This is a genomic window from Phenylobacterium sp. (assembly GCF_044236515.1).
Taxonomy (GTDB): Bacteria; Pseudomonadota; Alphaproteobacteria; order Caulobacterales; family Caulobacteraceae; genus Phenylobacterium.
Window position 1 is genome coordinate 1 of record NZ_JBIIGK010000179.1, and the last position, 5,238, is coordinate 5,238.

Below are 5,238 nucleotides of genomic sequence, written 5' to 3' on the forward strand. Positions count from 1 at the left end.
CCTGGCCGAAGTAGGCCTTGAGGAACTCCGTGCGGCTGATGCCGTAGCTGTCGGCCAGGCGCAGCAGCCGGCCTTCCAGGCCCATCAGGCGCTTGTTGATCGCATAGAGCTGCTCGACCAGCGCCTCGATGCGGTTGTTGTTCAGCTTCAGCGTCTTCAGGTGCTGGACGATGGTCGCCGTCGCGGCCGTGTAGGCCTTGCGGTCCTTGTCGGCCAGGTCGTCGCCCTTCAGGCGCTGGGCGACCAGCTTCTCCTGCAGCAGGCGGAAGCTCTCGAACTCGGCGGCGATGGCGTCGAGGGTCGCCATGACCCCTTCGCGCAGCTCGGCCTCCATGGCGCTGATCGTCGGACCGGCGCCGTCGTCGAAGTCGTCGTCGCTCTCGCCCTCGGCGGCCGCGGCTTCGCCTTCCTCGCCGGGCTCGGCTTCGGCTTCCGCTTCCGCGGGCGCAGCTTCCACGGCCGGGTTCTGGCCGCCGTAGGTCTGTTCGAGGTCGATGACCTCACGCAGCAGGATGCGGCCCGAGCCGAGCTCCTCGCGCCAGACCATGATCGCCTCAAAGGTCAGCGCGCTCTCGCACAGACCCCGGATCATGGTGTCGCGGCCGGCTTCGATACGCTTGGCGATGGCGATTTCGCCCTCGCGCGACAGCAGCTCCACCGAGCCCATTTCGCGCAGGTACATCCGCACCGGGTCGTCCGTGCGGTCGTAAGCCGGCTCCTTGGTGGTCTCGACGACGGCGGATTCCTCGCGGACCGCCACCTCGCCGCCCTCGGCGTCCTCTTCCGCCTCGACGACGTTGACGCCCATCTCCGACAGCATGGCCAGGGTGTCTTCGATGGCCTCGGAGGTGACTTCCTCGCTGGGCAGCACCTTGTTCAGCTCGTCCATCGTGACGTAGCCGCGGGCCTTGGCCTGCTTGATGAATTTCTTGACCGCGGCGTCCGTCAGGTCGAGCAGCGGCCCGTCGCCACCCGTCGGTTCCGGCGCTTCCGTTTCGGCGGTCGTGGTGCTCATCGAGTTCTCCGAGATCGGCGGCCGCCCCGATTCCCAAAACATGGGGCCGAGGCGGGCCGAGAAATGGTGTCAGTCACCGGAAGGACCAGTCGCGTGCGACCTTACGACCCGTCCGGCGTCCAATTCGTTCCAGTTTGATCGCGCATACCAGTGCGCCGCACCTGACCTTGCGCGTGGGCGTGACGACAGCCGCGCGCGGTCGCCCCGCGCAGCGTCGAAAGCGCCGTCCCGCGCCGCCGCCCCCCGTAAAAGGTAGCGCCGAGGCCTCGCGACCACTGGGATCACCACGCATTGAGGGAGACGTCAGTTTTCGAAGTGGGCGCGCCCGAAGGTCGCAGCGGCCCGATCGACGTCTGTCAACAGCGCGCTAAATCCGCGAGGGGCCAGATGGCGTCGATACCCCGGCAAGTCAAGGCGGGGCGGCCGATTGCGCGCGCGAAGGTTGCGGCAGACTGTCGCACCGGCTGTCCCCGCCGCCTCAGGCCGGGGTCGGCGGCGGGTCCTTGAGGTCGGGCGCCGTGGTCCCGCGCTCGCCCAGCACCACCACCACGCTGCCGCCGACGATCAGCAGACCGCCGAGCGCCAACGCCAGGGTCAGGGGATCGCCGAACAGGCCGACGCCGAGCATGGCGCCCAGCAACGGCTCGATGTTGATGAACACCCCGGCGCTGGCGCTGCTGACCCGCACCGAGCCCCATTGCCAGGCGGCGGTGGCGATGACCGTCGCCAGCACCCCCTGCCCGGCGATGCCGGCCCAGGTCGCCGGCGGCAGCATCAGGTTCGGCGGGCCGTGCAGGACGAAGGCCACCGGCGCGACGGCGATCATGGCGACGACGATGCTGACCGCGGTGACGGCCAACGGCGGCGCCTCCTTGGGCGCCCGACGCACCACGACCAGCCAGGCCAGGAACAGCAGCAGGGCTGCAAGGCACAGGGCGACGCCGAGCGGCGATCCCGACGCCCCCGGCTTGCCGGCGATGACCACGGCCCCCACGGTCGCGGCGGCGACGCCCGCCCAGGACGTGCGGCTGACCGGCTCGCGCATCACGAACGCCAGTGTGGCGATCAGCGCCGGCATCAGCCCGACTAGCAGCGCCGACAGCGCCACCGTCGTGCGCGCCAGCCCCTCGAACTGGACGATAAACGCCAGCCCATAGAGCGCCCCGGCGGCCAGCACCGCCGGCGAGCGGAACAGCCGCCGCGCCTCAGGCGTCCGCACCGCGAACGGCAGGGCCACGAGCGCCGCGACGACGAACCGCAGCAGGATCAGGTGCGGCGCCGACATCTCGCCCAGCGCCAGCTTGCCGAGCGGAAAGCCGAGCGCCCAGCAGACTCCGGCCAGGGTCAGGGCGAGGAAGGGCAGGCGCATGGTCAATGGGGCAGCACCGGACGGGCGTGTTCGGCCTCGTTGGCCCAGTCGCTGTTGATCAGCCGGCGCAACTGGTCGCGCTCGGCCTTCAGGCTCATCAGCGTCGAGGAGTCCTTGTCGCGCGGCAGGTCGCGCACCGCCTCATCCACCGCCCGCTCCAGCGACTCGAGCTGGATCAGCAGGTCGAAGGCCTCGCGCCATAGCCGGCGCGCCTGATCGCCGACCGCATCGAGGAACGGCGCGGTCACCCCGGCGCGCTTGGCCTCCCGCTCCAGGGCGCCGAGGTCCAGGCCCTTGGACTCCAGCCGGCGTATGGCGACTTCGGCCTCGAGGTTGTCCGCCTCGTAGCGAAGCTGGACCAGTTCCTTGGCCAGGGGGCCCAGCTTGTCGTCGCCGAAGCCGTAGCGGTCGACCAGTTCAATAGCCTCGTCCAGCACCTGGGGATCGCGCACCGCCGACAGCGCCAGGGCCGCCGCCAGCGGCTTGGGCGCCCGGCGCAGCCGCTCGACGGCGTCCTTCGCCTGCTGGGTCGCGCCCTCCTTCGGCGCGCGGTCCTTCCACCGCTGGCGCGACATCTCCCGCGCCGCCGCGCCGACGGTGTAGACGGCCTGGGTGGTCGGCCACAGCTGCTCGAACCGGCCGAGCAGGTCTTCCTTGTAGGCCTGCGAGAGGTCGCTGTCGGCGATGGTCGCCGCCAGCTTGCGCAGGCGCACCTTCAGCCCGGCCTTGCGCTCGGGCGTGTCCAGCGGCTCGGCGTCGCGCTCGCGGATGAACAGCGCCTCGACGAAGGGCGTGGTCTGGGCCAGTTGCGCCTTCAGCGCCGCCGGGCCCTGTTCGCGCAGCACCTCGTCGGGGTCCTTGCCACCCTCGACGATCGCGAACCGGAAGCTCTTGCCGGGCTTCAGCAGCGGCAGCGCCCGGTCCATCAGCCGCGCCGCCGCCTGGCGGCCCGCCCGATCGCCGTCGAAACTCAGCGTCGGTTCGGGATGGTGCCGCCAGAGGATTTCCATCTGGTCCTCGCCGAGCGCCGTGCCCATCGGGGCGACCGCCGGCAGTCCGGCCCGCTGGCAGGCGATGACGTCCATGTAGCCTTCGACCACCACCAGCGGCAGGGCCTCGCCGGCCGAGGACGAAGACGGCGCGGCGGCGATGATCTTCCGCGCGTCGGCCAGGCCGTAGAGGTTGTGGCCTTTGTGGAAGACGCTGGTCTCCGGCCCGTTCAGGTACTTGGCCTTGGCCTGGGGATCCATCGCCCGGCCGCCGAACGACACCACCCGGCCCCGGGCGTCGGTGATCGGGAAGATGATCCGGTCACGGAACCGGTCATAGGGCTGGCCGCCGTCCTCCGGCGCGATCAGCAGGCCGGTCTCGACCAGCTCGGCCGGTCGCGCCCCCTTGGCGACCAGATAGTCTTTCAGCGCCGTCCGCCCGCCGGGCGAAAAACCGAGCCGGAAGCGGCTCCACTCCGCCTCGGGCAGGCCGCGCTTCTCCAGATAGGCCCGCGCCTCGCGCCCGGACGGGCGACGCAGCTCGGCCTCGAACCACTGGGCCGCCAGCTCCAGCCATTCGCCAAGGCCCTGCCGCTTCTTCTCGACCTCCGCGGCGCGCGGATCGACGGCCGGCAGCGGCACCCCCGCCTCTCCGGCCAGGATCTCCACGGCCTCGGAGAACGACAGCCGCTGCGTTTCCTGCAGGAAGGTGATCAGGTCGCCGGTCTTGCCCGACGAGAAGTCGAAGAACTGGCCCTTGTCGTCGTTCACATAGAACGAGGGCGTCTTCTCCTTGGTGAACGGCGAGAGGCCCACGAACTCGCGGCCCTGCTTGCGCAGCTTCACCGTCCGCCCGATCACGTCCGAGGGACGCAGGCGCGACTTGATCTCGTCAATGAACCGCTCGTCGAAGCGTCCGACCATCGCCACAGCTAACAGCTATGCCGCCAACGAACGCAACCACGGAGGCAGGTCTCGCAGCGTCTCCAGTTGGACATAGCGCGGGTCGCCCTCGGGCGTATCCGCCACCTCGTGCGCCCAGATCAGCGGATAGGGCACGTAGGCGGCGAACGCCCCGGCCTTCAGCGCCGGCAGGATGTCCGACTTCACAGAATTGCCGCACATCACCGCCTCGGCGGCGCCGGTGCCATGGCGGGCGAACACCCGCTCATAGGTGCCCGCGTCCTTTTCGCTGACGATCTCGACAGCCGCGAAGAGATCGCCGAGCCCGGAGGCGGCCAGCTTCTGCTCCTGGTGCAGCAGGTCGCCCTTGGTGATCAGAACCAGCCGGTAGCCGCCCTCCGCCAGGGCCGCCAGCGCGTCCTCGACCCCCGGCAACGGCTCGACCGGCTCGGTCAGCATCTCGCGACCGGCCGCCAGGATCTCGGCGATGATCCGCCCCGGCGGCTGGTTGTCGGTCAGCTCCATCACCGTCTCGAGCATCGAAAGGGTGAAGCCCTTCACCCCATAGCCGTAGAGCCGCAGGTTCCGGCTCTCGATCTCGGCCAGCCGGGCGTCGACCACCTCGGGGTCGGCGACCCCGGTCATCAGCGACCGCAGACGCTCGTGGGTCAGCCGGAAGATGGTCTCGTTGTGCCAAAGCGTGTCGTCGGCATCGAGGCCGACCGTGGTGATGCGCATGCCCTCCCTCTCGCCGCATTGACCGGCCTTGCGCAAGCCACTACCTACGCGACCGTTTGCGGGCCCGGCCCGCTTTCCCCTCTTAGCCCTGACGATGGAGCCCACGCCCATGAGCCGCGACCTGCTGCCCGGCGCGACCGGCGTTCTGGCCCTCGCCGACGGAACCATCCTGCAGGGCGTCGGCGTCGGCGCGGTCGGCGAGGCGCTCGGCGAGGTGTGCTTCA

At 70.3% G+C, this 5,238-nt stretch carries 5 protein-coding genes; 1 reads left to right on the forward strand and 4 read right to left on the reverse strand.

Annotated elements, in window-relative coordinates; translation table 11 throughout:
* The 4 genes from ACILRF_RS14160 to ACILRF_RS14175 form a co-directional block, all read right to left on the reverse strand.
* The coding region (locus ACILRF_RS14160; RefSeq protein ID WP_395673983.1) for an RNA polymerase sigma factor region1.1 domain-containing protein at positions 1–1,015 on the reverse strand (1,015 nt) is incomplete at its 3' end.
* A 478-nt stretch (positions 1,016–1,493) separates the two neighbouring features.
* Positions 1,494–2,384, reverse strand: coding sequence for a DMT family transporter (locus ACILRF_RS14165; protein WP_395673985.1), 891 nt, complete (start codon positions 2,382–2,384; stop codon positions 1,494–1,496).
* Between the two features lie 2 nt (positions 2,385–2,386).
* On the reverse strand, positions 2,387–4,297 hold the full coding sequence (dnaG, locus tag ACILRF_RS14170) for a DNA primase (RefSeq protein WP_395673987.1): 1,911 nt from the start codon (positions 4,295–4,297) through the stop codon (positions 2,387–2,389).
* Positions 4,298–4,312: 15 nt separating this feature from the next.
* Positions 4,313–5,014 (reverse strand): HAD family hydrolase, encoded by a 702-nt coding sequence (locus ACILRF_RS14175; protein ID WP_395673989.1) that lies wholly within the window; start codon positions 5,012–5,014, stop codon positions 4,313–4,315.
* A gap of 109 nt (positions 5,015–5,123) precedes the next feature.
* Between ACILRF_RS14175 and ACILRF_RS14180 the strand changes: the two genes are divergently transcribed.
* The coding region (locus ACILRF_RS14180) for a hypothetical protein (RefSeq protein WP_395673990.1) at positions 5,124–5,238 on the forward strand (115 nt) is incomplete at its 3' end.